Here is a 24622-nt window from a genome sequence, read left to right as displayed (position 1 = left end):
TCTTCAAGGGAGAGCCGTGTGGCTATCGATATTCACTGGATTCGCGACAATGAAAGCCTCGCGCAGTTTTGCGCCGAGTGGCAGCAGCTGCCGTTCGTTGCCCTCGACACCGAATTCATGCGGGTCGACACCTTCTATCCGATTGCCGGCCTGTTGCAGATCGGCGACGGCAAACGCGCCTACCTGATCGATCCGCTGACCATCAACGCCTGGCAACCTCTGGCAGCGTTGCTGGAAAACCCGGCGGTGCTCAAAGTCCTGCACGCCTGCAGCGAAGACCTCGAAGTGCTGTTGCGCCTGACCGGCAGCCTGCCGGCGCCGTTGTTCGACACACAACTGGCCGCCGCCTATCTGAACCTCGGTTTTTCGATGGGCTACTCGCGTCTGGTGCAGGAGGTGCTCGGCATCGACCTGCCCAAGGGCGAAACCCGCTCCGACTGGTTGCAGCGCCCGCTGTCCGAAACCCAGATCAGCTATGCCGCCGAAGACGCCGTGCATCTGGCCGAGGTGTTCGTCGAGTTACGCCCCAAGCTGTCCGCCGACAAGTTCGCCTGGGTGCTGGAGGATGGCGCCGAACTGGTCGCCAACCTGCGCCGCGAGACCGATCCGTACGAGGTCTATCGCGAGGCGAAACTGGCGTGGAAGCTGTCCCGTGCGCAACTGGCCGTGCTGCGTGAGCTGTGCGCCTGGCGCGAAAAAGAAGCCCGCGCCCGCGACTTGCCGCGCAACCGCATCGTTCGGGAACACTCGCTGTGGCCCCTGGCCCGCACGCAGCCGGATAACCTCGCGGCGCTGGGCAAGATCGAAGACATGCACCCGCGTACCGTACGTCAGGACGGTCAGTTTCTGCTTGATCTGATCAAGCGCTCTGGCAGTGTGGGGCCGGATCAATGGCCGCCGGCAGTGCCCGAGCCGTTGCCGATCGAAGCCGCTGCGTTGATCAAACAACTGCGCGCGCTGGGTCAGGCCGAGGCCGAACGCCTGGGTATTGCCCCGGAACTGATGCTGCGCAAGAAAACCCTCGAAGCCCTGGTCAAAAGCGGCTTCCCCGAGGGTCCTTACCAATTGCCCGATTCGCTGCGTGGCTGGCGCCGCGAATTGCTCGGCCAGAAGCTGCTCGATAGCCTGGCCACCGCCGGAGAACAGCCTTGAAACGTATTTGCTCCATCTACCAAAGCTCCAAGCGCAGCGGCATGTATCTCTACGTGCTCAAGAGCGATGCGCTCGAGCGCGTGCCGGAAGCGCTGATGACGGCTTTTGGCAAAGCGAAGCATTCCTTCGATCTGGTGCTGTCGCCCGAGCGCAAACTGGCCAGCGAAGACATCACCGTGGTCCTGGAAAACCTCGACAAGCAGGGCTATCACCTGCAAATGCCGCCGGCCGAGGACGAGTACATCGAGCACCTGCCCGAAGAGTTGCTGCGACGCAACGACCCGGTCTGACCCGCGAGGCCCTGTCCTGGGCCTCGGTTAACCCTGGAACTGTTTTTACCGCGATGGCCGGCCCCAACCCGGCGGCTGTCTGCACGGTTTGCGAAAGGTTTGAAGATGCGCGTTCTGATTGCTGAACACGACCACGCGATATACGCCCGCCTGCTGCGTCAGGCACTGCCCGAGCTTGAAGTCCTGACCAGCGGCGACTCCGCCGAACTGGCGCGGCAAGCCGCCGATTGCCCGGTGTGGCTGGGCCAGCCGGATCTGCTCGCGACCCTGCTGCGCCAGGGCCATCAACCGCAATGGCTGCAATCGACCTGGGCCGGCATCACGCCGCTGCTCGCCGACGGCCTGCGCCGCGATTATCGCCTGACGCGCGCCGTGGGGATTTTCGGTCAGGTCATGGCCGAATACGTGCTGACCTACATCCTCGGCCACGAACGCGAAGTGCTGGCGCGGCTGGTCAGCCAGGTCGAGCGCAAGTGGGACAACCGCAGCGGCCAGAGTCTGGTCGGGCGCAAGGTGCTGATCGTCGGCACCGGAGACATCGGCCAGAGCGTTGCGCAGTTTCTGCGGCCGTTCGGCGTCGAGCTGTACGGCATCGCCAGCAGTGCCCGCGAACAGGCGCCGTTTGTCGAAGTCGGCGCGCTGGCGGATCTGCCGCGACTGGTGGGCGAGGTGGACTACGTGGTCAATCTGCTGCCGAACACCGAACACACCCACGATATCTACGACGCTGCGCTGTTCAAGCAATTCAAACCGACCGGACTGTTCATCAACGCCGGGCGTGGTGTCGCGGTGGTCGATGCTGATCTGGTTGAAGCTTTGAAAGAAGGGCACCTGGCCGGCGCGGTGATCGACGTCTGCCGTCAGGAACCATTGCCGCAACGCCATCCGTTCTGGACCGCGTGGGGCTTGCTGCTGACCGGGCACAGCTCGGCGCCGACCTCGCCGGCGCTGATGGTGGATTTGTTTGTGCAGAACCTGAAAGCGTACGAGGCGGGTGAGGCTTTGCGCGGCGAGGTGGATTTCACCCGCGGTTACTGACTCACCCGATTTCGCTGTGGGAGCGAGCCTGCTCGCGAAGAGGGCGTGTCAGTCGACAACAGCGTGTCTGACACAGCGCTTTCGCGAGCAGGCTCGCTCCCACATTGGTTTCAAAGGGTAGCCACCAGTTTGCTCAGTGGGCGGCGCTGGCGCTGACAAGCGGATTTACCGACAGTCGCCAGCGCTTGGCCCTTGCGCCCGCTGGCACTAGACTGGCGGCCTTTTCACCACCTTGATGTTGATGCTCGAGCCATGGCCGCCATAGTCGAACCGTTCTGGAAACGCAAAACCCTCGATCAACTCGATCACGAGGAGTGGGAATCGCTGTGCGACGGCTGCGGTCTGTGCTGCCTGCAAAAGCTCGAGGACGAAGAAGACAATAGCGTCTATTACACGCGCATCGCCTGCAAACTGCTGGATCTGAAAACCTGCCAGTGCAGCGATTATCCGAACCGGATCAAGTTTGTCCCGGACTGCATTCAGCTCACGCCGGGTCAGGCGGAAGAATTCAAATGGCTGCCTCCGACCTGCGGTTATCGTCTGGTCAGCGAGGGCAAGGATCTGCCGTTATGGCATCACCTGGTGTGTGGCGACCGCGATGCGGTGCACCATGAGCGGATTTCCCAGTCAGGGCGCATGCTCGCCGAAGGCAGCGTGCCGGAGGATGACTGGGAAGATCATCTGATTTTTCGCGCGGGCTGATGAGGTGGTGGGTTGTTGAACCCGTAAAGATCAAAAGATCGCGGCCTTCGGCAGCTCAACAATGGAAAACGTGATTCCGTGTAGGAGCTGCCGAAGGCTGCGATCTTTTGCTTTAAAGCCTCAGACGCCGGCCTTCGGCGAGACCAGCGAATCATTGCCGGTAACGGTTGCCGTTTCGGTGGCCACTTCGGCATTGGTCTTCAGCTTGCTCAGCTCTTCCCCGGCGCGTTCGATCTTCGCCCGCACGTTGCTCATGTCCTGACGGCCTTTTTCCAGCAGGCTTTTCGCCGAGCAGTGCCCGGTAATGCCACGGGCCACGGCCATGCCGCCGAGCGCCACTTGAATCAGGCCGAACACGCCGCCACGGCGCAGGCCCTTGCCGACCATCAGCACGCCGCCGGTCAACGAGCCGACGCGCTCCCAGCCATGCACGTTCTTGTGCGAAGGCGACTGGAACGGGGTGGATTCGATGCGTTCTACGCGTTTGAGCTCGCTCATGGTCTATCTCCAGGCAGGGTGCGATTGATAGATAAGCTGACTGCCAGGGCGGTCAGCTTGTTCCATCAAATGTGCGACGCTTCAGCGGAATTTCGGCCCGGAGCGGGTGTTCAGGCCTTTGGCCATGCGGTCGTAGAGCACGACGTTGACCGTGGCGGCGAGGTTCATGCAGCCGGTGGTCGGGATGTACACGACGTCTTCGCACCAGTCGCGAATCTCTTTATCCAGCGAACCGTCCTCGGGGCCGAAGATATACAGGGCTCGGTCGGGGTGGGTGTATTCGGGCAGCGGCCGGGCGCCGTCGACCAGCTCCACGGCGACGGGCACGCAGTTGAGCGGGAGGATTTTTTTCAGGTCGTCGATGCCGATCAGCGGGATGTCGTAGTGCACGCGTTTGGTGTCGGTGACGAAGTCGGCGGCGCGTTCATAACGCTTGCCGGTGTAGAACACCGACGCTACGCCGTAACAGCCTGCGGCGCGCATCACCGAACCGACGTTCTCCGGTGATTTGGGGTTATACAAACCAATGCAGCTGTACCGTTTGTCTGCCACGAGCGGGGTGCCTTCGGGAAAAAGAGGGCGATTATACGGGGATAAGATCAAAAGATCGCAGCCTTCGGCAGCTCCTACAGTCTAATGGCGTACACCGTGTAGGAGCTGCCGAAGGCTGCGATCTTTGCTTTTAATCTTCTTTTTTCATCAGGCCAGCCAGGGCCGCAAACGGATTATGCGTGGCCTTGGCGATTTTTGGTGTGCTCAGCGAGCCCTCGCCGAAATACTGCTGATCGGTGTAGCGCGAGTGCTCGTTGTCGTGGCAATACAGGCACAACAGCTCCCAGTTCGAGCCGTCCTGCGGGTTGTTGTCGTGGTTGTGGTCGCGGTGGTGCACGGTCAGTTCGCTCAGGCGCTTGCCGGAAAACTCACGGGCGCAGCGACCGCAGACGTGCGGGTACATTTTCAGGGCCTTGTCGCGGTAGCCCATTTCCTTGTCGCGCTGGTTGTCGGCGAGGATGCGGTCCAGCTTCGACGTGTTGGTGGGGGTGGACGAACTCATGGGTTCACCTTTGCAGAAAGACTGATGACGGTTATGCGCAGAGTTTAGCTCAGCCCTTGAGCTTCTCGGCAATCCAGATCGTGTGGCGGGTGCCCTTGTTGCCGTGGGCGAAGACCTGGACTTCTTCGGCCTTGAAGCCGGCCTTCTTCAATTTGTCGGAAAACTGCCGGTCGGCGCTGGCCGACCACACCGCGAGCACGCCTTTGGGGCGTAGGGCTTTGGCGCAGGCATTCAGACCAGCGGCGGAATACAGCCAGCTGTTGACCTTTTGAGTCAGGCCTTCAGGGCCGTTATCGACGTCGAGCATGATCGCGTCGAAACCGTTCGGCTCGCTTTGCAGCACGTTGGCCACATCTTCCATGCGGACCACCGTGCGCGGGTCGAGCAATGGCCGACCGGATTTTTCCCCGAGCGGGCCGCGATTCCACTCGACCACGCCGGGCACCAGCTCAGCGACCACCACTTCGGCGGACTTGCCCAGGTGCTTGAGTGCCGAGGCGAGGGTGAAACCCATGCCCAGGCCTCCGATCAACACCCGCGAATTCGGCCGGCCGGCGACCTTGCGGCAGGGAATCTCGGCCAGTGCGTCCTCGGAACCGTGCATGCGCGTGTTCATCAACTGCCCGCCGTCGCCGCCCTGGATCTTGATGACGAAGTCCTCGCCATACTCGAACAGGCACAGGGCACCGCCGTTTTCAGGGATCGGGGTGGTGTCGAGCAGAACGAAACGTTTCATGGAAATCTCTAAAGGGGGGAAGGCAAGCAGGCGCGTTGGGAGTAGCCTGAGCACAGACTAGAGGCCAAACGGAGCCCTTGATGAAGCGCACCATTCTAACGGTCATTACCCTGGCCGCGCTCGCGATTACTGCGGTGCAGGCCCAGCAGAGCGTTCCGGTCAGCCCGACGCCGCAACCCGGTTCGCCCGGCACCGCGACGCCGACGCCGTATCCGCAGATCCCCCCGATCACCCTGCCCAAGTCGGGCGCCGGCAGCGGCAGCCCACCGCTGGTACCGATCGAAATGCCCAGCCCGCCGAGCAAGGATCAACCGGTGCCGGGCATCGAGCCGAACGGCAACAAGGTCAAATCCCCCGGCGGTTAAACCTGTTGCGCGGCGAGTTGGCCGTCGGCCATGCGCAGGCGTTTGGACAGCGAGACGGCGAGGGCGCGGATGATCTTTGCGGCGATTTTCGGTGCGTCGTTGAGCATTTTTTCCAGCGAGTCCTTGCCCAGATTGAGCAACTGACAGTTGCTCGCCGCGATACACGTGGCTGAACGGCGCTCGCCATCAAGCACGGCCATTTCACCGAAGGCGCGGCCGCTGCGCAGGGTGGCCATGGTGATCACCTGGCCGTCAGCGCCGGTTTTCTGCACGGCGACCTGGCCGGTGTGGATGATGCACATGAAACTGCCGGCATCACCCTCGCGAAAAATCGCCTCGCCCTCAGCCACGGTGCTGATGCTGAAGTAACCGGAAGCGGCCGCAAAGTCGGCCAGCTGCAATTGATCGAACAGGCCACAGTCCATCAGCCAGTCGCGGATTTCGTTGTTCAGGAAGGTCGGTTCTGACATGTCGGTGCGGTCTTTATTGTTTTCACATTTCAAGGCTATACACGGATCCCGTAGGAACGGGCTTTTGTGGCGAGGGGATTTATCCCCGCTCGGCTGCGCAGCAGTCGCAAGTCCTGCCAACTCGGTGCTTCAGAAATACTGAGTTTGCAGGTTTTGGGGCCGCTTCGCAGCCCAACGGGGATAAATCCCCTCGCCACAATGGGTCTGGAATTAAGACCCAAGTGACCGACGGAGTTCCTCAGGCCAGGCCCAAAACCTTGAACACAAATGCATATTCGAGCGCTACGTCACGTAATCCCTGATAGCGCCCGCTCATGCCGCCATGCCCGGCGCCCAGTTCGGTCTTGAGCAGCAGCACGTTGTCATCGGTCTTGGTTGCGCGTAATTTCGCCACCCACTTGGCCGCCTCCCAATACTGCACACGGCTGTCGTTGTAGCCGGCGATCACCAGCAGTGGCGGATAAGCCTGCGCGGTGACGTTTTCGTACGGCGCGTAAGCCTTGATCCGATCATAGACGTCCGGTTCTTCCGGGTTGCCCCATTCGTCGTATTCGGTGACGGTCAGCGGTAGCTCGGGGTCGAGCATGGTGTTGAGCACGTCGACGAACGGCACTTCGGCAATCGCTACGCCGAACAGATCCGGGCGCCGGTTGAGCACCGCGCCGATCAGCAAACCACCGGCGCTGCCGCCACTGATCGCCAGTTTCTCCGCCGTGGTGATGCCGTTGAGGATCAGAAACTCGGCGCAGGCGATAAAGTCGCTGAAGGTGTTGTGTTTGTGTTCCTGCTTGCCGGCGCGATACCAGGCTTCGCCCAATTCACCACCACCGCGTACGTGAGCGATGGCGAAGGCCATGCCGCGATCCAGCAGGCTCAGGCGTGCATGGGAAAACCACGGATCGAGGCTGGAACCGTAAGCGCCATAACCATACAGATACAGCGGCACTGGTTTACCGACCATCTCGCGTTTCATCACCAGACTGATCGGCACCTGCGTACCGTCCGGGGCGGTGGCCCATAGGCGTTGGCTGACATAGGCGTCGGCATCAAATTGGCCGAGTACCGGGGTTTCCTTGAGCACCGTTTGCTCGCCGCTGGCAAGAATCAACTGGCGCACCTGGGCCGGGCGATTCAACGCTTCGTAGCGCAAGCGAATGCGATCGCTGTCGAATTCCAGGCTGTTTTGCACATGCAGACTGTAGGCCGCATCGGGCAACTGCACGCGATACGACGCCTGGTCCTGCGGGTGAACCTCAATGATCGGCAGGCCACCTTCGCGCAGGCTCAAGGTCATCGCCTCTGCGTTGAGGCTGACGCCGTCGAGCATCACATCATCGTTGTGCGGGATCAGGTTCTGCCAGTCGGCTTCGCTCGGCGGCACGCCAGTGTCCGTGGCCTGATACAGGGCGAAGTTGATGCCGTCGCGGTTGGTGCGGATAAACCAGGTCCAGACGCCAGCGAGCAGGCCGTGGTCGACGTCGTATTCGTGATCTTCGACCCGTGGCGCCAGGCAGCTGAATGGCAGATGTGGCTGATTGGCGTCCAGCGCCCAGACTTCACTGGTGGTCTTGCTGCCCAGCGACAGCAGCAATTGCTGTTCGGAGCTGGCGCGGTAGCAATGCAGGAAGAACCGCCCGTCTGGCTCGTGAAAAACCTCTTCGGCGGCAGTGCCGTCGAGGCGATAGCGGAACAGTTTATGCGGGCGATGGGTGTCGTCGAGCACACCGAAAAACAGGGTCAGGCTGTCGTTGGCCCAGGTCATGCTGCCGTCGCAGTCCTCGAATTCCAGTTCGCTGACCCTGTCGTTGGACAGCTCCTTGACGAACAGCGTGTAGATCTCGTCGCCCGAAGCATCGACGCTGTAGGCCAGGCGCTGGTGATCGGGGCTGATGCTGAAAGCACCGAGCGAGAAGAAGCCGCCATTGGCCAGCGCATTCGGGTCGAGCAGCAATTGTTCGCGGCTTTCATCGAGGGTCAGGCTGTCGTCGGCAGGACGCGGGCAGCGGTAGTGCCGGGCGTATTCGTCACCGGCGGTGGTGCGCGTGTAATACAGATAAGGGCCCCAAGGCGAGGGCAGTGACAGATCAGTCTCGAGAATCCGGCCCTTGATCTCATTGAACAGGCTTTCACGCAGCTCGGCCTGATCGGCGGTTTGCGCTTCCTGATAAGCGTTTTCAGCCTTGAGGTAGTCGAGCACCGCGTCGGTGTCGCGCTCCTGCAGCCAGGCATACGGGTCGGCGCCGGGCGCCCGCTGGGCAATCGGGGCAGTCATGACATTGGCGGATTGGGGCATGGAAGGCTCTCGGACAATATTCGGATAAAGGTTTCGCGTATTTTGAAACCGCCGCAGAGCCCTGTGGGAGCGAGCTTGCTCGCGAAGGCGTCCTGGCAGATGACTTTTGCTGCAATGACACACCGCATTCGCGAGCAAGCTCGCTCCCACAGGGATAACAGTGGCCGTCTGGTATTGGGACAAGCCGCATGGGCGAAAAGTCGTTACTATAAGCGCCTATTTGCCTGCCTTGCCATGGACACCATGACCGAGAACGACTATCTGATCGCCTGGGGCCTTTACGCCTTTGCCGCCGTGGGCTGCCTGCTGGTATGGATGCGCCTGACCACCTGGATGTGGCGCTGGCTGCGCGAGCCGCTGCGTGTGCTGATGGCGGTGTTGCTGTTCAGCCCGACCATCGTCGATCCGGTGAAGGCCAAAGTAGCACCGGCCATCGCCATCACCGCCCTGGACATGCTGTTCAAGGTCGGCAACAACGCCTGGCGCGCGGTTTCCGATTTGTTCATGTACGGCATGATCGCCTTCGGGGTGTATCTGGTTTTCGTCTTGATCCGCCTGCCGATCGAGCGCGCCTCGACAGCCCGGCGTGAACGCGCCGAGGCCGCCAAGGCCGCGGCCCGTGCCGAGGAGCGCGACGACGATCAGCCATTCGGTGGCGCCGGTGACGACCGCTACGGCCGCCCGCCAGTACCGAACAATCCGCAGCGTATGCGGGTCGAGCCGCGTCTGTAACCCGAGAGTCCGCACATGTGTGAATTACTGGGCATGAGTGCCAACGTGCCGACCGACATCGTGTTCAGCTTCACCGGCCTGATGCAGCGCGGCGGCCGCACCGGCCCGCACCGCGACGGCTGGGGCATTGCCTTCTACGAAGGGCGCGGCTTGCGTCTGTTTCAGGACCCGGCGGCGAGCAGCGAGTCGGAAGTGGCCAATCTGGTGCAGCGCTATCCGATCAAGAGCGAAGTGGTCATCGGCCACATCCGCCAGGCCAATGTCGGCAAGGTCTGCCTGTCCAACACCCACCCGTTCGTCCGCGAACTGTGGGGGCGCAACTGGTGTTTCGCGCACAACGGTCAACTCGCCGACTTCACTCCGATCAAGAGTTTCTACCGCCCGGTCGGCGATACCGACAGCGAAGCGGCCTTCTGCGATTTGCTCAACCGGGTACGCGCAGCCTTCCCCGAGCCGGTCGATATCGAAGTGCTGCTGCCGGATCTGGTCGCGGCTTGCGCTGAATATCGCAGCAAGGGCGTGTTCAATTGCCTGCTCAGCGACGGCGACTGGCTGTTCTGTTACTGCTCGACCAAACTCGCTCAGATCACCCGCCGCGCACCGTTCGGCCCGGCGCGGCTCAAGGATGTCGATGTGATCGTCGATTTCCAGGCCGAAACCACGCCCAACGACGTGGTCACGGTGATTGCCACCGAGCCTTTGACCGAAAATGAAACCTGGACCCGCTACGAACCGGGCCAATGGAGCCTGTGGCGACGCGGCGAATGCGTCAGCCAGGGCAAGACCGAATAAGGATTTGCACCCATGTTGCTCAGTTATCTACGGCTGGTGTTGTTTGCGGCGGGCCTGTTGATCGGTGTCCAGGTGCCGGGGTTCATCAACGATTACGCGCAACGTGTCGAAGCGCACCTGATCGAAGCGCAGACCGGTCTGCGTGGTTTCCAGGGCACGGCGGATCAGTTTTTCAAAGGCGATATGCAGGCGCTGGTCGCACATTACCGGGCCAGCGAAGACCCGATTTTCCGCAGCGATGCCGACAGCCTGAACACCTTGCTCACGCGCCAGGTCGCGCTGGACAAGCAATTCCAGGCGATGCAAGGCCCGTGGTATGTGCGCTTCCTGCAAGTGGTGCTGGCCGCCGATCCGGATATTCGCAAGGAAACCTGGAACGGTTACAGCTATCAGATCCTGCTGACGCCCGAGGCGATGATCTGGGGCATGAGCGGCGCATTGCTGCTGTCGTTCGGCATCGAATGCCTGTTCCGCCTGATCGACTGGGTCGTCCTCGGCGGCCGCCGCCTGCGCCAGAGCCGACCGATCGAAGATCGCGACGTCCGCGGTTTGTAAGACCTGCTCAATCCCCTCTGGCAACAGAGGCTTTATGGCATGGGGATTCTGTGGCGAGGCTCTGTGGTGGGTGGGTACTGAGGTGAGTGGGTTCTGTGGTGAATGGGCTATGGGGGAGTAAGTTCTGTGGTGAATGAGTTCTGTGGCGAGGGGATTTATCCCCGTTGGGCTGCGCAGCAGCCCCAAAACCTGCAAATGCGGTACCTCTGAAAGACCGCGTTGGCCGCAATCACGACTGCTGCGCAGCCGAGCGGGGATAAATCCCCTCGCCACTAATCATCCAGTGAGGGTGATGCAGTCCTTGCCCACCTTGTGCGCATACCCCGCTAGCACCTGCTGACACAACGTCACAATCTCCTCGACCCACTCAACCCCGACCCGCCACGACACCACCACCGGCAGATTCGCCGGCCGCTGCTCGATGTCGAGCAAGATCAATTCGCCACGCGCCAGTTCCTCGGCCACCAGCACCGGCGGCAGCGCGCCGATACCGAAGCCATCGCGCAACAACCGGGTGATCGCTGACACCGAATTCACGCAATTCAAGCGTGGCGCCATGACGCCGTTGGCCTGCATCAGGGCGACGATATCCTGATGCGGTCGTGAGTTTTTCGAGTAGGTGATAATCCGCTCCTGCGCCAGTTCGGCGAGGTCGGCGTAGTCGCGGTTGTAGATCGAATTGCTGGCGACGATCCAGCCCAGCGGATGGCTGGCCAACTCCAGGCTGCGCACGCTTTCGTGGCGGATCAGATCGGTTTGCAACACCAGATCGAGAAAGCCCTTTTGCAGCTGATCGCAGAGGTTCAGCGCAGTATCCGCGACCAGTTCGATTTCCACCCGTGGGTATAGATCGGTCATCTGCGCCACCAGCGGGCTCAGCCAGGTATGAATCACCGTGTCCATCACGCCGATACGCACCCGGCCGACCTTGCTCGAACGGGTTTCGATCGACTGCTTCAGCGCCGCCATGGTGTCGAGCATCTGCTCGGCATAGTCGAGCACTTTCAGGCCTTCCGGGGTCAGGCTGACGCCGCGTGAGTCGCGCAAAAACAGCTTTACGCCCAGCTCGCCTTCGAGCACCGCAATGCGGCTGGAAATCGATGCCTGGGTGGTGAACAGCTTGTCAGCGGTCAGGCGAAAACTCTTCAGGCGCGCGACCCAGACAAAGGTCTCGAGAAACTTCAGATTCATGGACAAGGCTCGAGTGACAAATTTTTCTTATGCCTAAGGCGGGTTTTTATTCGTTGGACGGCGCAGGGCAGGGCGACGAAAAATCGGCGCATCCGGTTCCCACGATAGGCGTCGTCGGAGCTTCGAACAAGACCAATAAAAGCCCTGCGGAGATTTGCCATGAGTGCTCCCGATACCCTCCCTTTATCCAAGCCTGCGGCGCGCCCCGGGCCGTTCGACTGGTATCGCAACATCAACCAGCAGGAGCGCCGCACGTTCTGGAGCTGCAAGATCGGCTACGGTCTGGACGGCATGGACACGCAGATGCTCAGCTTCGTTGTGCCGACGCTGATCGCAATGTGGGGCATCACCACGGGCGAAGCGGGGCTGATTCACACCAGCACTCTGATCGCCTCGGCGATCGGCGGTTGGGTCGCCGGGATCCTCTCCGACCGCATCGGCCGCGTGCGCACCTTGCAACTGACGGTGCTGTGGTTCGCCTTCTTCACCTTCCTCTGCGGCTTCGCGCAAAACTACGAACAATTGCTGATCGCGCGCACCCTGATGGGCTTCGGTTTCGGCGGTGAATGGACCGCCGGCGCGGTGCTGATCGGTGAAGTGATCCGCGCCAAGGATCGCGGCAAAGCGGTGGGCATGGTGCAATCCGGCTGGGCGCTGGGCTGGGGCCTGACGGCGATTCTGTACGCGTTGCTGTTCTCGGTGCTGCCAGCGGAAGACGCCTGGCGCGCGCTGTTCATCCTTGGCATCGTGCCGGCGATATTCGTGATTTTTGTCCGTCGCCTGGTAAAAGATCCGGAAATCTATCGCGAAGCCAAAGCAGCACAAACACCAGAGAACCCGGCGAAGTTCTACGAGATCTTTGCCCCCGGCATGCTCTTCACCACGTTTCGCGCTTCCTTGCTGACCACCGGTGCGCTGGGCGGTTACTACGCGATCACCTCCTGGCTGCCGACTTTCCTCAAGAACGAACGTGGCTTGAGCGTGCTCGGCACCGGCGGTTATCTGGCGATGGTGATCGTCGGTTCCTACGTCGGCTATGTGATCAGCGCGTATCTGACCGACCTGCTCGGGCGGAAAAAGAATTTCATCTTGTTCGCGGTCGGCTCGTTCACCATCGTTCTGCTCTACACGCAGATGCCGGTCAGCAACGGCGTGATGCTGTGGCTGGGCTTTCCGCTGGGCTTCTTCGCTTCGGGGATTTTCAGCGGCATGGGCGCGTTTCTGACTGAATTGTTCCCCACGCGGATTCGCGGCTCGGGTCAGGGTTTCTGCTACAACATCGGCCGCGCACTGGCGGCGTTGTTTCCGCTGCTGATCGGCCTGCTCAGCCAGAAAGTGCCATTGAGCATGGGCATCGGCGCCTTCGCGGCGGTGTCTTACGGCGTGGTGATTCTGGCGGCGCTGAGCCTGCCGGAAACCCGTGGCAAGCAACTCGACGCGCAGTAACTGATACCCTGCGCAGAAGTCTCCTACAGATAAAAAGACCAGCAGCTACAGGAGTGTTCACCGTGAGCCGCCTGCTATTGAATTGCGACATTGGCGAGAGCTTCGGCAGCTGGACCATGGGTCTGGACGCCGAGGTCATGCCCTTCATCGATTGCGCCAACATCGCCTGCGGTTTCCATGCTGGCGACCCGAGCATCATGCGCAAAACCGTGGCGCTGGCCCTCGAACACGGCGTGCAGATTGGCGCGCACCCGGCCTATCAGGATCTGGTCGGATTCGGCCGGCGCTCCATGGCCTATTCCGCGCAAGAGCTGCAGGACATCCTGCATTACCAGATCGGTGCCCTCGACGGCATCTGCAAGGCGCAGGGCGGACGTGTGAGTTACGTCAAACCCCACGGCGCGATGTACAACGACATGATGGCCAACCCGGCGCAATTGCGCGCGGTAGTGCAGGCCGTGGCCGCGTATGACAGCAACCTGCCACTTATGTTGATGGCAACCCGTGACAACGCCGCAGCGCAGCAAATCGGTGATGAATACGGAGTAACGTTGTGGTTCGAAGCTTTTGCCGATCGCGCCTACGACAGCGTGGGTCGATTGGTCTCGCGGCAATTGCCGGGCGCGGTGCATCACGAGGCCGAAAAGATCATCGGGCAAGCACTGACCATCGCCGCTGGCGGCGCGCTCACCGCCAGCGATGGCAGCGCCTTGATCCTGCGCGCCAATACATTGTGTGTACATGGCGACAACGCCAGTTCCGTGGCCGCCGTGCAGCGCATTCGCCAGGCCTTGCAACAGTCGAGTGCGTCATGAACCCACGGATTGAAGTGGTGGCGCTCGACTGCCTGATGTTGCGTCTGTTCGATGACATCGCCGAAGCCAACATGCCGTGGATGCTCGCCGCCAGCGAGCGCTTGCGCACGGCGTTTGGTGCACAACTGATCGATCTGGTGCCGTCCTACACGACGTTGATGGTGCATTACGATCTGACGCTGTTGAGTCCTGCTCAGGCGCGTGACTTGATCGCCGAAGCGCTGGTCGATCTGGCGCCGAATGCGCGAAGCGCTGGGCAGTGCCACGTCTTGCCGGTCTGGTACGACTTGAGTGTCGGCCCGGAACTGAGCCTGTTGGCCGAACGCAGCGGGCTGGCGGTGAAGGAGGTGATTCGTCGCCACAGCGCACGGGAATATCAGGTGTTCGCCCTTGGCTTTGCGCCGGGTTTTGCCTTCATGGGCCTGGTCGAAGAAATGCTCGCCGCGCCGCGCTTGAACACACCGCGCAAGAAAGTCGCCGCCGGCAGCGTCGGTATCGCCGAGCGGCAGACCGCAGCGTATCCGGTGGTCTCACCCGGTGGCTGGAACCTGATCGGGCGCACCCCGGCAAAACTCTTCGATCGCCATCGCGACGGCTACAGCCTGATGCAACCCGGCGACACGGTGCGCTTCGAAGCGGTCGACCACGCCGAATTCATACGCTTGGGCGGCGACGACACTCCACTGGAGGCGTTGCCATGAGTCGATTGACGATCGAAGCCAGCACGCCGCTGTGCCTGTTGCAGGACGCCGGGCGGTTTGGCGTGCGACATCTGGGCGTGACCCAGGGCGGCGCGGCGGATTGGTGTTCCATGAGCTGGGCCAATTGGCTATTGGGCAATGAACTGGATGCGGCGGTAGTTGAAATCACCCTCGGCGGGTTTGCCGTGGTGGCTGAAGAGAATTGCCTGTTGGCGCTGGCGGGAGCGGATCTCGGCGCGCAGATCGACGGCCAACCGCTGGCGCCGTGGCGCAGTTTCCGGTTGGCGAAAGGGCAGACATTGCGGATTAGCCAACCCTTGCTCGGCGCCCGGGCTTATCTGGCCGCGCCCGGTGGGTTTGCTGCGCCCAAGGTACTGGGCAGCAGTGCCACGGTACTGCGAGAAGAATTGGGCGGACTTGATGGCATGGGCCTTCCGCTCGCCAAAGGGGCGGCGCTCGGTTACAGCGGCGAAGCGTCAGCGGTGCGCGAAATGCCTTCGGCGCTGCGGCCGGATTTCAAAACGCATGCGCCTTTGGACTTGGTGCTCGGAGCTCAGATCGGCCAGTTCAGCGGGCAGAGCCTGTTCGATGTCTTCAACAGCACCTGGACCATCGACAGTCGCGCCGACCGCATGGGCATCCGCCTGCTCGGCGCGGCGTTGCAATATCAGGGTGCGCCGATGATCTCCGAGGGGATTCCACTGGGCGCGGTGCAGGTGCCGCCCGATGGCCAACCGATCGTGTTGCTCAACGATCGCCAGACCATTGGCGGATACCCGCGCCTGGGCGCGTTGACGCCGCTGGCACTGGCACAATTGGCGCAATGCCTGCCGGGAGCGAAGGTGAGATTGAGGCCGGTAGTGCAGGACGTCGCGCACCGCGAGCATGTCGAATATTTGCAGCGCTTCAAAGATCGCTAAAAGCCTGCTGGCGAAGATGTTGATCGTTCCCACGCTCCGCGTGGGAATGCCGCCCGGGACGCTCCGCGTCCCTGTGACGCAGAGCGTGACTTGATGCATTCCCACGCGGAGCATGGGCACGATCAGGTCGTCATTTGGAAAGAAACCGCATCCCTTCCTCAAGCCCGCGCAGCGTCAGCGGATACATCTGATCCTCGATCAGATCGCGGACGATGTTGGTCGACGAGGTATAGCCCCACGTGTCCTTCGGATACGGGTTGATCCAGATGAGCTTCTTGTATTTCTCCATGAAGCGCTGCATCCACACGTAACCCGGCTCTTCGTTCCAGTGCTCGACGCTGCCGCCAGCCTGGGTGATTTCGTAGGGCGCCATCGCGGCGTCACCGATAAAGATCACTTTGTAGTCGGCGCCGTACTTGTGCAGCAGATCCTGAGTCGAAGTGCGTTCGGAAGTGCGGCGCATGTTGTTCTTCCACACTGATTCATAAATGAAGTTGTGAAAGTAGAAGTACTCCAGGTGCTTGAACTCGGTCTTGCAGGCCGAGAACAATTCCTCACAGATCTTCACGTGCGCGTCCATCGAGCCGCCGATGTCGAACAACAGCAGCAGCTTCACCGTGTTGCGCCGTTCCGGGCGCATCTGGATGTTCAGCAGGCCGGCGTCCTTGGCGGTGTGGTCGATGGTGCCGTCGATGTCGAGTTCTTCCGCCGCACCCTGGCGAGCGAACTTGCGCAGACGACGCAGGGCGACCTTGATATTGCGTGTGCCCAGTTCCACCGAATCGTCGAGGTTCTTGTACTCGCGTTGATCCCAGACCTTGACCGCTTTGCCCTGACGCTTGCCGGCGTCGCCAACCCGGATGCCTTCAGGGTTGAAACCGCCGGAGCCGAACGGGCTGGTGCCGCCGGTGCCGATCCATTTGTTGCCGCCGGCGTGGCGTTCCTTCTGTTCTTCCAGACGCTTCTTGAACTCTTCGATGAGCTTGTCCAGCCCACCGAGGGACTGGATCTGCGCGCGTTCTTCGTCGCTCAGCGAGCGCTCGAATTCCTTGCGCAGCCAGTCCTCGGGAATCAGCGCCTGCAAGTGATCGTCGAGTTTCTCCAGGCCATTGAAGTAGGCGCCGAACGCGCGGTCGAACTTGTCGAAATGGCGTTCGTCCTTCACCAGGATCGCCCGCGACAAGTAATAGAACTCGTCCATGTCGGCGAAGGTCACGCGCTGTTTCAGCGCGTTGATCAGGTCGAGCAGCTCGCGCACCGACACCGGTACCTTGGCTGCACGCATTTCGTTGAACAGGTTGAGCAACATGGCAGCAGCCTCTTAGCGGGTGCCGCGCCGGCTCATGAACGCCAGGCGCTCAAGCAGTTGCACGTCCTGTTCGTTTTTCACCAGTGCGCCTGCCAGCGGCGGAATGGCTTTGGTCGGATCGCGCTCGCGCAGCACCGCTTCGCCGATATTGTCGGCCATCAGCAGTTTCAGCCAGTCGACCAGCTCGGATGTCGAAGGCTTTTTCTTCAGACCCGGTACCTTGCGCACGTCGAAGAACACATCGAGCGCTTCGCTGACCAGGTCCTTTTTGATGTCCGGGTAGTGCACGTCGACGATTTTCTGCAGGGTAGTGCGGTCGGGGAAAGCGATGTAGTGGAAGAAGCAGCGGCGCAGGAAGGCGTCCGGCAGCTCTTTCTCGTTGTTGGATGTAATGATGATGATCGGGCGCTTCTTGGCCTTGATGGTCTCGTCGATCTCGTAAACGTAGAACTCCATCTTGTCGAGTTCTTGCAACAGGTCGTTGGGGAACTCGATGTCGGCCTTGTCGATTTCGTCGATCAGCAGAATCACCCGCTCCTCGGACTCGAAGGCTTCCCAGAGCTTGCCTTTCTTCAAGTAGTTGCGCACGTCGTGGACTTTTTCATTGCCCAGCTGCGAGTCGCGCAAACGGCTGACGGCGTCGTACTCGTACAGACCCTGATGGGCCTTGGTGGTGGACTTGATGTGCCAGGTGATCAGCTTGGCACCGAACGACTCGGCCAGTTGCTCGGCGAGCATGGTCTTGCCGGTGCCGGGCTCACCCTTGACCAGCAGCGGCCGTTCCAGGGTGATGGCGGCGTTGACCGCCAGCTTCAGGTCATCGGTGGCGACGTAGGCCTGGGTGCCTTCGAACTTCATCTGCAAATCCTCGAACGGTAACGCTGACCTTGCGGGCAGGGCGGGGCGAAATAATCGGATGCTCGACTATAACGCGCACGCCGGTCGACTGTGAACGCAGACGGCTTATTCAGTCTCTGAATGGAGCGTCACATGTTGACTCAGTCTCGGCGGATGGCCGAATATTTCGTCAACCGCAAAACTTAATCCTCATCTGGCTTCGGCCGTTCGTACCGCGCATTGAATGCCTGGATGAAGCCATTGCGCAAAATCTGCAAAAACGCTTCGAAGGCGTTGACGTTCTGCTGGTGAACATTGCCGCTGAGTTCAACGCGGGTGGCGAACTGGTTTTTGTTCTGGTTTTTCAGCACGGTCTCGGTGCCGCCGACCAGCGCTTCCCAGATTGAGCGGAACAGGCCTTTGTTCTTGTTTTCGACGTCTTGCTGCCAGTTGAATACGTCGACGTCGCGCAGCAGGGGTTTGATGTAGCCGGTGAGTCGGGCTTTCTCTGCCTTGGCTTCGATAACCACATCGCCGTGGCCGGCGTTGAAATCGAATTTGCCGTAGGCAGCGGCGAAGTCGTTCATGCGTTTGAGCTCGATGTCACGGGCGCGCAGGCGGAATTCGAAGTCTTCGAAGTTGCTCAGTGGATCGAAGGTGGCGGTGGTTTCCAATGGCGCGTGCCCCAGCAGCAACGCCTTGCCTTCAAAGCGCGCGTCGCGTTTGCCTTCCTTGTCGACCACATTGGTCAGGTTGTAGATGCTGGCGTTGACGTTGCTGGCATTCATGTTCACCGGCGGCTTGGAATTGAAGTTGCGGAAGGTGATACGGCCGTCGTTGATCTGCACCTCATCGAGGGTGATCGGCAGCAGCTTGCCCAACTGCTCACGCCAGTCGGTGCCCTGACCGGTCTGCGAGTTCTGCTTGTTGGGGCCGCCGTCGACGAAGTTGATTTCGGGGTTGAGGAATTGCACCTGCGCGACCACGGCATGGTCGTACCACAACGAATGCCAGCTCACCGACAGATCGATCAACGGCGCATCGACGAACGGCACCGGTACTTTGCCGTCGACCTTGACGATCTTCAGGCCGTTGATTTTGTAGGCGCCGCGCCACAGCGCGAGGTCGACATCGGTGATCTGGCCACGGTAATCGCCCATGTCCGCAAGTTTGTCATTGAGGTAGTCGCGTACCAGATAGGGCAGGGCGAAATGCAGGGCGACCAGCAGCACCACGACACCCGTCAGGGTCCAGAGCGGCCAGCTGTAACGACGTTTCATGCCATTGTTCCTTCAAGAGTGTGGCTTGACGATTCAAAGCGATTGACTCCGCGCGTTTGCAGACGTTCGACCCGACTGGACTGTGATCGGCAACGGGCTTACCTTGGAAGGCTGAATTCAACGCTGCATAAGGACCCAGCCATGAGCCGTATTTACGCTGACAACGCCCATTCCATCGGTAATACGCCGCTGGTCCAGATCAACCGCATCGCGCCGCGCGGGGTCACCATCCTGGCCAAGATCGAGGGGCGCAACCCCGGTTACTCGGTCAAATGCCGAATCGGCGCCAACATGATCTGGGACGCCGAAAGCAGCGGCAGACTCAAGCCGGGCATGACCATTGTCGAGCCGACTTCCGGTAACACCGGTATCGGTCTGGCCTTCGTTGCCGCTGCGCGTGGCTATAAATTGATGCTGACCATGCCGGCGTCGATGAGCATCGAGCGCCGCAAGGTTCTGAAAGCCTTGGGCGCGGAACTGGTGTTGACCGAGCCGGCCAAGGGCATGAAGGGCGCCATCGAGAAAGCTGCGGAAATCGTCGCCAGCGATGCCGACAAATACTTCATGCCGGCGCAGTTCGATAACCCGGCCAACCCGGCGATTCATGAGAAGACCACCGGCCCGGAAATCTGGAACGACACCGACGGCGCCGTGGATGTGCTGGTGGCTGGCGTAGGTACCGGTGGAACCATTACCGGTGTCTCGCGGTATATCAAGAACACCGCCGGGAAACCGATTCTGTCGGTGGCCGTCGAGCCGGCGTCTTCGCCAGTGATTACGCAAGCGTTGGCCGGTGCCGAGATCAAGCCGAGCCCGCACAAGATTCAGGGCATTGGCGCCGGTTTTGTGCCGAAGAATCTTGATCTGTCGATGGTCGATCGCGTCGAACAGGTGACCGATGAAGAATCCAAGGCCATGGCTTTGCGCCTGATGCAGGAAGAGGGGATTTTGTGCGGGATTTCCTGCGGTGCTGCCATGGCGGTGGCGGTGCGTCTGGCGGAGAAACCAGAGATGCAGGGCAAAACCATCGTCGTGGTGCTGCCGGATTCGGGCGAGCGTTATCTGTCGAGCATGCTGTTCAGTGACCTGTTTACCGAGCAGGAGAACCAGCAGTAAGCCTGTTGATTCAAGTCAGCCAGGGTTCAGGCGCTGCATGTTAATAAAGGCTTTGTTGCGTAATGCTTAACACTGAATCTTGTGTCAGGCGGGTTTTTCCCGGAGCCGGTAGTGTTTATCATGGCCGGCTGCCATGCCGGGAAAAGGGCATTGCGCAGCGTTGTCTTTATTCAAGGAGTCGTTGATGACCGTTTCGTTTGCCGCCAAGGCGTTTGTGCTGTTGCTGTTTCTGGGCAGTACGCTCTATGTGCATTTGCGCGGCAAGGCGCGTTTGCCGGTATTGCGCCAGTTCGTCAACCACTCCGCACTGTTTGCTCCGTACAACGCGTTGATGTACCTGTTTTCCGCAGTGCCATCCAGACCGTATCTGGATCGCAGCAAGTTTCCGGAGCTGGATGTACTGCGCGACAATTGGGAAACCATTCGCGACGAAGCTATGCACCTGTTCGACGAAGGCTACATTCGCGCCGCCGAGAAGAACAATGATGCGGGTTTCGGTTCGTTCTTCAAGAAGGGCTGGAAGCGGTTCTATCTGAAGTGGTACGACAAACCGCTGCCGTCGGCCGAAGCCCTTTGCCCGAAAACCGTGGCGCTGGTCAGTGCCATACCCAACGTCAAGGGCGCAATGTTCGCGCTGCTGCCGGGCGGCAGTCACCTCAATCCGCACCGTGACCCGTTCGCCGGCTCCCTGCGTTATCACCTCGGCCTGTCGACACCCAACTCCGATGATTGCCGGATCTTCGTCGACGGTCAGGTCTATGCCTGGCGCGACGGCGATGACGTGATGTTCGACGAGACTTACGTGCACTGGGTCAAGAATGAAACCGCTCAGACTCGAGTGATTCTGTTCTGTGACATCGAACGCCCGCTGAGCAACCGCCTGATGACCCGCATCAATCGCTTCATCAGCGGCTGGCTCGGCCGCGCCACCGCGCCGCAGAATCTTGATGATGAACGCGTTGGCGGCATCAACCAGGCTTATGCCTGGAGCAAGAACTTCAGCGACCGTTTCAGCGGCGTGGTCAAGCAGTGGAAGCGCCGGCATCCCAAGGCCTACAGGGTAATGCGCCCGGTGCTGGCGGTGTTGGTGCTGACGTTGCTGGGGTATTGGTTGTTTGGTTGACGCTGGCTCAGAAATAAAAAACCGCTCCTCAGGAGCGGTTTTTTCACAATCGGCCAGCGGCCAGCACCGAGGGCTCATCTTCGATACCGGTGATCAGCAGTTGCAACAGACGCCGTTGATTAGCGGTCAATTCATGATCAGCCAATCTTTTAGTTTTCAGCGATCTGACCAGTGCTTCGGGAGGTCTATGTTTCGCTTTTTTCATGTTGCCTCCCGCTTTGATCAGTGATTGATTGGCTTTCACAGTACTGGATTCTCCAAGGTTTTGACAAGGCGGCCTTCGATGTCGAAGCTGAAACCCAGCTTCTGATAAACGGGTATCGCACCGTCCAGCGGCTCTTGTATTTCGATAACATCGCAGCCAACGAAATGCGCGTATTGCTCAATTACCATCATCGCTAGTAGTCCTATGCGATTTTTCAAAGGATGTGTTCCGCCAGGACGCCCTTCCAATCTCACAACTCGTAATCTTCGTCGACTATTGTTCGGGTTTGCAAAACACAGGCCGCAGAGCTGCCCGGCGAACCAGATAGAAATGTCCAATGCGCGTGGCTCACGTGATTTCCACGCGATGACTTCATGCCAGAAAAAGCAGGGTTCTTCCCATGTTTCAAAAGCATGAAGCGCATGCCTGTTTATCGGTTCGAATTGAATCAGGGATACATCCATAATCGAAGCGTCGGCCGCCTTGAGTTGGCCTTGTAAGCCGGCAATCTGCGAAGCGGCCCGCTTCCTCGCCTCCGACCGATAAATTTGATACCGCAAATACGTCCGTTCCCTTGGCATATGATCTCTTGCATTCCATGTCTCCTGACAATCCGTTGCCACGCCAATAACCCTAACCACCCGGCGCCGCACTGTCGCTACCGGCCCATTGCCCAAGTCATTGCAATCTGTGTCCCGGGCTGGTTATAGTCAGCCCGCTTGAGCGCCATGCTCACGCCTTCATTTCCTCAATAAAGATCAGCATCCATGCCTGCATCCCTCATCAACGCGGTAGTCGATTCAGCGGTCAACGCTGGCGTCGTGCCGTGCGGGAGTCGGCAGCCTGTGCAGATCAGTCATTACCCTCCGCCTGTCAGTAGCACGCCGGTGTGCGCAGTCGTTTCGCCGCCGGGCGTTGGTGTGCGGGGTTGATCGGCAGTTTCTGCTGACCCCTGCGCCCGCCAGAACAACCTACTGAATTTCAGCTTCGGCTGAGTTGGCTTCTTGCCTGACTACAGGTGGTATTCATGTTTGTCCTTTCGAAACAATCCGCGCTCGCGGCGACGTCCACGAGCCTGTTCGTTCTGCTGTGGAGCAGCGGGGCGATTTTCTCCAAGTGGGGCCTCGCCCATGCTTCGCCCTTTGCCTTTCTGCTGATTCGCTTCGCCATCGCCCTGTGCGGGCTGGTCTTGCTGGCGCCGTTGCTGAAATTGAAGTTGCCCAAGGGCGGCAAGCCGATGCTGTTCGCGATCGCCACGGGACTGGTGTTGCTCGGGGCCTATCAGATCTTTTATCTGCTGGCGCTGGATTGCAAAGTCACGCCGGGGGTAATGGCGACGATCATGGGCGTTCAGCCGATCCTCACCGTGGTCTTGATGGAACGCCAGCGTTCGGCGAGCCGCCTGTTCGGCCTGGCGCTGGGCCTGGCCGGGCTGGTCATGGTGGTTTATCAAGGGATCGGTCTGGCTGGAATGTCCTGGGCCGGCATGCTGTTCGGTTTGCTGGCGCTGGCGAGCATGACGCTCGGCTCGATCATGCAAAAACGCATCACCGACAATCCGCTCGGCACGCTGCCAGTGCAGTACCTGGCCGGCCTGTTGCTGTGCGCGATTTTCGTACCGTTCCAGCCGTTTCACTTCGAACACAGCGCAGGCTTCATTGTCCCGGTGTTATGGATGGGGCTGGTGGTTTCAGTGCTGGCGACGCTGTTGCTGTATCGACTGATCGCGCGGGGCAATTTGGTGAATGTCACCAGCCTGTTCTATCTGGTGCCGGCGGTGACGGCGGTGATGGATTACCTGATTTTCGGCAATCGGCTGGCGGCGTTGAGTGTGCTGGGGATGCTGCTGATTATTGTCGGGTTGGTATTTGTGTTCCGTAAAACCGGATAGCCGATAGGCAGGTGGCGCTTGTTGCGCCGCCTTTCGCGAGCAGGCTCGCTCCCACATTGGAATGTATTTTTCTGTGGGAGCGAGCCTGCTCGCGAATAACTGCGACACATACCCTCTAACGGGCTGGCACCTTCGCAGGCTTGACCACCGCCGGCTTCAACACCAGCCACAACGCCGCCGCAATCAACACTCCGCCATAAATGTGCGCCATCGACAACGGCTCATCCAGCAACAACGCCCCCCACAACACGCCGAACGGCGGGATCATGAAGGTCACGGTCATCGATTTCACCGGGCCGATCGAGCTGAGCAGGCGGAAATAGATGATGTAGGCAAACGCCGTGCAACCCAGGCCCAGGCCTAGCAGCGACAGCCAGACCTGCCAGCCGCCCCAGCTGACCGGCGGCGCGGTAATGGTGCTGTAGGCGAACAGCGGCAGCAAAAACAACGTCGCCCCGAGCATGCTGCCCAATGCCGACAAACGGCTGTCCAGCCCACCGGCCTGATCCAGCCAGCGCCGTGCGAGGAATCCGGCAAAGCCGTAGCAAGTGGTCGCCAGCAGGCAGGCGACCGCGCCCATCAGCAGTTGCAGATCGAAGGCTACGGGACCGGCACGCGTCAGCACACCGACGCCGAACAGACCGAGGAACACGCCGCTGAGCTTGGCCGCCGTGAGCTTTTCGCTGAAGAACAAACCGCCAATCAACACGCCCATCAGCGGCGTCGTGGCGTTGAAGATCGCCGAATAGCCCGCCGGCAATACCTGGGCGGCAACCGAATACAGCGTCGCCGGAATTCCCGAGTTGATTACGCCCAGCAGCATCACGGTCTTCAGCTTGCCCTTGAAATCCCAGCTGATGCGCATCAGCCCAAGGATCACCAGCAGCCCGGCAGCCGCGATCGACACCCGAAAGAAACCGGTCGGGATCGTGCCGATCACCGGGGCAATGATGCGCATGAACAGAAAACTCGCGCCCCAGATAGCGGCCAGCGACAACATGCGGAAAATATCGACAGGGCTCACGGCGGGCTCCTTCCTTGATCGGGACGAGAGTGTTGCCGAGCGTCCGGATCATGGCAACCGCTATTCGGGCTTTTAATTCTGCCTTGG

General features: G+C 60.4%; 28 protein-coding genes. 15 read left to right on the top strand and 13 right to left on the bottom strand.

Annotation, left to right across the window (positions count from 1 at the left end; all coding sequences use genetic code 11):
- Positions 1 to 18: 18 nt before the first annotated feature.
- The 4 genes from rnd (at position 19) to AAEZ10_RS13400 (ending at position 3182) form a co-directional block, all read left to right on the top strand.
- Complete coding sequence (rnd, locus tag AAEZ10_RS13415) at positions 19 to 1152, top strand: ribonuclease D (RefSeq protein WP_071174688.1); 1134 nt, start codon at positions 19 to 21, stop codon at positions 1150 to 1152.
- Positions 1149 to 1442 carry a YcgL domain-containing protein gene (locus AAEZ10_RS13410; RefSeq protein ID WP_041478850.1) on the top strand — a complete coding sequence of 98 codons (294 nt, stop codon included), beginning with the start codon at positions 1149 to 1151 and terminating at the stop codon, positions 1440 to 1442. Before rnd ends, AAEZ10_RS13410 begins: the two co-directional genes overlap by 4 nt.
- Before the next feature lie 105 nt (positions 1443 to 1547).
- Entirely contained in the window at positions 1548 to 2480 is a 933-nt protein-coding gene (locus tag AAEZ10_RS13405) for a D-2-hydroxyacid dehydrogenase (protein WP_073472920.1), read from the top strand.
- A 252-nt stretch (positions 2481 to 2732) separates the two neighbouring features.
- Positions 2733 to 3182, top strand: coding sequence for a YcgN family cysteine cluster protein (locus AAEZ10_RS13400; RefSeq protein ID WP_016771232.1), 450 nt, complete (start codon positions 2733 to 2735; stop codon positions 3180 to 3182).
- Positions 3183 to 3302: 120 nt separating this feature from the next.
- Here the strand turns inward: AAEZ10_RS13400 and AAEZ10_RS13395 are convergent, their stop codons facing one another.
- The 4 genes from AAEZ10_RS13395 to AAEZ10_RS13380 form a co-directional block, all read right to left on the bottom strand.
- The gene (locus AAEZ10_RS13395; RefSeq protein ID WP_016771231.1) at positions 3303 to 3680 is read right to left on the bottom strand and encodes a YgaP family membrane protein; all 378 of its coding nucleotides are present in this window, start codon (positions 3678 to 3680) and stop codon (positions 3303 to 3305) included.
- 81 nt (positions 3681 to 3761) lie between these two features.
- The gene (locus tag AAEZ10_RS13390; protein WP_046816778.1) at positions 3762 to 4232 is read right to left on the bottom strand and encodes an RNA methyltransferase; all 471 of its coding nucleotides are present in this window, start codon (positions 4230 to 4232) and stop codon (positions 3762 to 3764) included.
- Positions 4233 to 4362: 130 nt separating this feature from the next.
- Positions 4363 to 4734, bottom strand: coding sequence for a YajD family HNH nuclease (locus AAEZ10_RS13385; RefSeq protein ID WP_007944009.1), 372 nt, complete (start codon positions 4732 to 4734; stop codon positions 4363 to 4365).
- A gap of 49 nt (positions 4735 to 4783) precedes the next feature.
- Positions 4784 to 5470, bottom strand: a complete 687-nt coding sequence (locus AAEZ10_RS13380; RefSeq protein ID WP_350569550.1) for a spermidine synthase — start codon at positions 5468 to 5470, stop codon at positions 4784 to 4786.
- Between the two features lie 80 nt (positions 5471 to 5550).
- On the opposite strand from AAEZ10_RS13380, the gene AAEZ10_RS13375 reads away from it, so the two are divergent.
- Complete coding sequence (locus AAEZ10_RS13375) at positions 5551 to 5835, top strand: hypothetical protein (protein WP_073472916.1); 285 nt, start codon at positions 5551 to 5553, stop codon at positions 5833 to 5835.
- Here the strand turns inward: AAEZ10_RS13375 and AAEZ10_RS13370 are convergent.
- Positions 5832 to 6305 (bottom strand): cyclic nucleotide-binding domain-containing protein, encoded by a 474-nt coding sequence (locus tag AAEZ10_RS13370; protein ID WP_016771227.1) that lies wholly within the window; start codon positions 6303 to 6305, stop codon positions 5832 to 5834. The two genes, AAEZ10_RS13375 and AAEZ10_RS13370, sit on opposite strands and share 4 nt — an antisense overlap.
- Positions 6306 to 6543: 238 nt before the next feature.
- Entirely contained in the window at positions 6544 to 8598 is a 2055-nt protein-coding gene (locus AAEZ10_RS13365; protein ID WP_350569548.1) for a S9 family peptidase, read from the bottom strand.
- A gap of 234 nt (positions 8599 to 8832) precedes the next feature.
- Between AAEZ10_RS13365 and AAEZ10_RS13360 the strand changes: the two genes are divergently transcribed.
- From AAEZ10_RS13360 to AAEZ10_RS13350, 3 genes are read left to right on the top strand one after another with little or no spacing between them, the layout of a single operon-like run.
- Positions 8833 to 9330 carry a hypothetical protein gene (locus AAEZ10_RS13360; RefSeq protein WP_016771225.1) on the top strand — a complete coding sequence of 166 codons (498 nt, stop codon included), beginning with the start codon at positions 8833 to 8835 and terminating at the stop codon, positions 9328 to 9330.
- A 15-nt stretch (positions 9331 to 9345) separates the two neighbouring features.
- A complete protein-coding gene (locus AAEZ10_RS13355) occupies positions 9346 to 10122 on the top strand; it encodes a class II glutamine amidotransferase (RefSeq protein WP_024012022.1) in 777 nt (258 codons plus the stop codon).
- 12 nt (positions 10123 to 10134) lie between these two features.
- Positions 10135 to 10677 (top strand): DUF2937 family protein, encoded by a 543-nt coding sequence (locus AAEZ10_RS13350; protein WP_016771223.1) that lies wholly within the window; start codon positions 10135 to 10137, stop codon positions 10675 to 10677.
- 276 nt (positions 10678 to 10953) lie between these two features.
- Here the strand turns inward: AAEZ10_RS13350 and AAEZ10_RS13345 are convergent, their stop codons facing one another.
- The gene (locus AAEZ10_RS13345; RefSeq protein WP_071174694.1) at positions 10954 to 11868 is read right to left on the bottom strand and encodes a LysR family transcriptional regulator; all 915 of its coding nucleotides are present in this window, start codon (positions 11866 to 11868) and stop codon (positions 10954 to 10956) included.
- Positions 11869 to 12027: 159 nt separating this feature from the next.
- Here AAEZ10_RS13345 and AAEZ10_RS13340 point away from each other — a divergent pair, with 159 nt between their 5' ends.
- From AAEZ10_RS13340 to AAEZ10_RS13325, 4 genes are all read left to right on the top strand, one after another.
- On the top strand, positions 12028 to 13314 hold the full coding sequence (locus AAEZ10_RS13340; RefSeq protein ID WP_016771221.1) for an MFS transporter: 1287 nt from the start codon (positions 12028 to 12030) through the stop codon (positions 13312 to 13314).
- 62 nt (positions 13315 to 13376) lie between these two features.
- Entirely contained in the window at positions 13377 to 14129 is a 753-nt protein-coding gene (locus AAEZ10_RS13335; protein WP_350569544.1) for a 5-oxoprolinase subunit PxpA, read from the top strand.
- The gene (locus AAEZ10_RS13330; RefSeq protein ID WP_130929399.1) at positions 14126 to 14830 is read left to right on the top strand and encodes a 5-oxoprolinase subunit B family protein; all 705 of its coding nucleotides are present in this window, start codon (positions 14126 to 14128) and stop codon (positions 14828 to 14830) included. Before AAEZ10_RS13335 ends, AAEZ10_RS13330 begins: the two co-directional genes overlap by 4 nt.
- Positions 14827 to 15750 (top strand): 5-oxoprolinase subunit C family protein, encoded by a 924-nt coding sequence (locus AAEZ10_RS13325; RefSeq protein ID WP_350569542.1) that lies wholly within the window; start codon positions 14827 to 14829, stop codon positions 15748 to 15750. The genes AAEZ10_RS13330 and AAEZ10_RS13325 overlap by 4 nt, the downstream gene beginning before the upstream one ends.
- 130 nt (positions 15751 to 15880) lie before the next feature.
- Here AAEZ10_RS13325 and AAEZ10_RS13320 read toward each other — a convergent pair whose 3' ends face one another.
- The 3 genes from AAEZ10_RS13320 to AAEZ10_RS13310 form a co-directional block, all read right to left on the bottom strand.
- The gene (locus AAEZ10_RS13320) at positions 15881 to 17059 is read right to left on the bottom strand and encodes a vWA domain-containing protein (protein WP_016771218.1); all 1179 of its coding nucleotides are present in this window, start codon (positions 17057 to 17059) and stop codon (positions 15881 to 15883) included.
- Positions 17060 to 17071: 12 nt separating this feature from the next.
- Complete coding sequence (locus AAEZ10_RS13315; protein WP_007911294.1) at positions 17072 to 17917, bottom strand: AAA family ATPase; 846 nt, start codon at positions 17915 to 17917, stop codon at positions 17072 to 17074.
- Positions 17918 to 18099: 182 nt separating this feature from the next.
- Positions 18100 to 19176, bottom strand: a complete 1077-nt coding sequence (locus AAEZ10_RS13310) for a DUF748 domain-containing protein (RefSeq protein WP_071174698.1) — start codon at positions 19174 to 19176, stop codon at positions 18100 to 18102.
- A gap of 141 nt (positions 19177 to 19317) precedes the next feature.
- Between AAEZ10_RS13310 and cysK the strand changes: the two genes are divergently transcribed.
- Together cysK and AAEZ10_RS13300 are read left to right on the top strand one after the other, a co-directional pair.
- The gene (gene cysK / locus AAEZ10_RS13305) at positions 19318 to 20292 is read left to right on the top strand and encodes a cysteine synthase A (RefSeq protein WP_016771214.1); all 975 of its coding nucleotides are present in this window, start codon (positions 19318 to 19320) and stop codon (positions 20290 to 20292) included.
- A 184-nt stretch (positions 20293 to 20476) separates the two neighbouring features.
- A complete protein-coding gene (locus AAEZ10_RS13300; RefSeq protein ID WP_041478836.1) occupies positions 20477 to 21415 on the top strand; it encodes an aspartyl/asparaginyl beta-hydroxylase domain-containing protein in 939 nt (312 codons plus the stop codon).
- Positions 21416 to 21458: 43 nt separating this feature from the next.
- On the opposite strand, the gene AAEZ10_RS13295 is transcribed toward AAEZ10_RS13300, so the two are convergent.
- Complete coding sequence (locus tag AAEZ10_RS13295) at positions 21459 to 21620, bottom strand: hypothetical protein (RefSeq protein ID WP_162999814.1); 162 nt, start codon at positions 21618 to 21620, stop codon at positions 21459 to 21461.
- Positions 21621 to 21655: 35 nt separating this feature from the next.
- Positions 21656 to 22201 (bottom strand): hypothetical protein, encoded by a 546-nt coding sequence (locus AAEZ10_RS13290; protein ID WP_350569538.1) that lies wholly within the window; start codon positions 22199 to 22201, stop codon positions 21656 to 21658.
- Positions 22202 to 22647: 446 nt separating this feature from the next.
- Between AAEZ10_RS13290 and AAEZ10_RS13285 the strand changes: the two genes are divergently transcribed.
- A complete protein-coding gene (locus AAEZ10_RS13285; RefSeq protein ID WP_071174701.1) occupies positions 22648 to 23511 on the top strand; it encodes a DMT family transporter in 864 nt (287 codons plus the stop codon).
- 115 nt (positions 23512 to 23626) lie between these two features.
- Here the strand turns inward: AAEZ10_RS13285 and AAEZ10_RS13280 are convergent, their stop codons facing one another.
- On the bottom strand, positions 23627 to 24535 hold the full coding sequence (locus tag AAEZ10_RS13280; protein WP_073472898.1) for a DMT family transporter: 909 nt from the start codon (positions 24533 to 24535) through the stop codon (positions 23627 to 23629).
- Between the last annotated feature and the right edge of the window lie 87 nt (positions 24536 to 24622).

Source organism: Pseudomonas sp. H26/SER47-MNA-CIBAN-0231, from assembly GCF_040310465.1.
Taxonomy (GTDB): Bacteria; Pseudomonadota; Gammaproteobacteria; order Pseudomonadales; family Pseudomonadaceae; genus Aquipseudomonas; species Aquipseudomonas atacamensis.
The sequence above is the reverse complement of the archived record's forward strand: the minus strand, read 5'-3'. Positions and strand labels throughout refer to the sequence as shown.